We start from the raw sequence: 1,405 nt of genomic DNA on the forward strand, positions 1-1,405 counted from the left end.
TTAAACGTTCCACCCGTTCCTGATGTTTGTGTCCATGTTCCACCTGCTTGCTCTCCAGTAATTAAACTGAATAAGTCAATTGGTGCTACACTTGAATCACATACTGTTGTGTTACCATCAGTACCTGCATTTGGCTGAGCGTTGATGTTAATCGTAGCTACACTTGTATCGTTAATACATGGTGCTGTTCCCACTAAAGTATACGTAAATGTAGAAGTTGTAGCTCCTGGTGCTGGTGTATAAGTACCTGCTCCGGCATTAAACGTTCCACCTGTTCCTGATGTTTGTATCCATATTCCTCCTGCTTGCTCTCCAGTGATTAAACTGAATAAGTTGATTGGTGCTACACTTGAATCACATACTGTAGTGTTACCATCAGTACCTGCATTTGGCTGTGGATTAACAGTTACGGTTACTGTTGCACTTGTAACTGCACAGCCTGGTATGTTAATGGTATAAGTATAAACTCCAGGTGTATCAACTGTAGGATTGAATACTCCTGTACCACTTGCTAAAGCTGGACTCCAAGTTCCTCCAGTATCTGGTGAACCTCCTAATTGTGTAAATAAATCAATAGGTGCGCTTGTAGAACATAATACTGTTGTACCATTTGTCCCTGCTGTTGGAGCTGCAGTAATATTAACTGTAGCAATACTTGTATCATTTGTACAAGGTGCTGTTCCAACTAAAGTATACGTGAATGTAGAAGTTGTTGCTCCTGGCGCTGGTGTATAGGTACCTGCTCCAGCATTAAACGTTCCACCTGTTCCTGATGTTTGTGTCCAAGTTCCTCCTGCTTGCTCTCCAGTGATTAAACTGAATAAGTTAATGGCTACTACGCTTGTTTCACAAGTTGTTGTACTTCCATCAGTTCCTGCGTTTGGTTGAGCATTGATGTTAATTGTTGCAACACTTGTATCGTTAACACATGGTGCTGTTCCAACTAATGTATACGTGAATGTAGAAGTTGTTGCTCCTGGCGCTGGTGTATAAGTACCTGCTCCAGCATTAAACGTCCCTCCTGTTCCTGATGTTTGTGTCCATGTTCCACCTGCTTGCTCTCCAGTGATTAAACTGAATAAGTTGATTGCAACCACACTGTTATCACAAACAGTTGTAGCTCCATCCACTCCAGCATTTGGTTGTGGATTGATGTTAACTGTTGCAATACTTGTATCATTCGTACAAGGCGCAACTCCTGTTAAAGTATAAATAAATGTAGAAGTTGTTGCTCCTGGCGCTGGTGTATAAGTACCTGCTCCGGCATTAAACGTTCCTCCTGTTCCTGAACTTCTTGTCCATGTTCCTCCTGCTTGCTCTCCAGTGATTAAACTGAATAAGTTGATTGCAACCACACTGTTATCACAAACAGTTGTTGCTCCATCCGCTCCTGCATTTGGTTGAG

The 1,405-nt window shown here is 42.1% G+C and carries 1 pseudogene; it reads right to left on the reverse strand.

The window, feature by feature from the left end:
* Positions 1–1,405, reverse strand: a pseudogene (locus tag BMY86_RS13120) (adhesin); the annotation flags it as partial.

The sequence above is a fragment of the Flavobacterium urocaniciphilum genome, from assembly GCF_900110615.1.
In the GTDB taxonomy this organism is placed as follows: Bacteria; Bacteroidota; Bacteroidia; order Flavobacteriales; family Flavobacteriaceae; genus Flavobacterium; species Flavobacterium urocaniciphilum.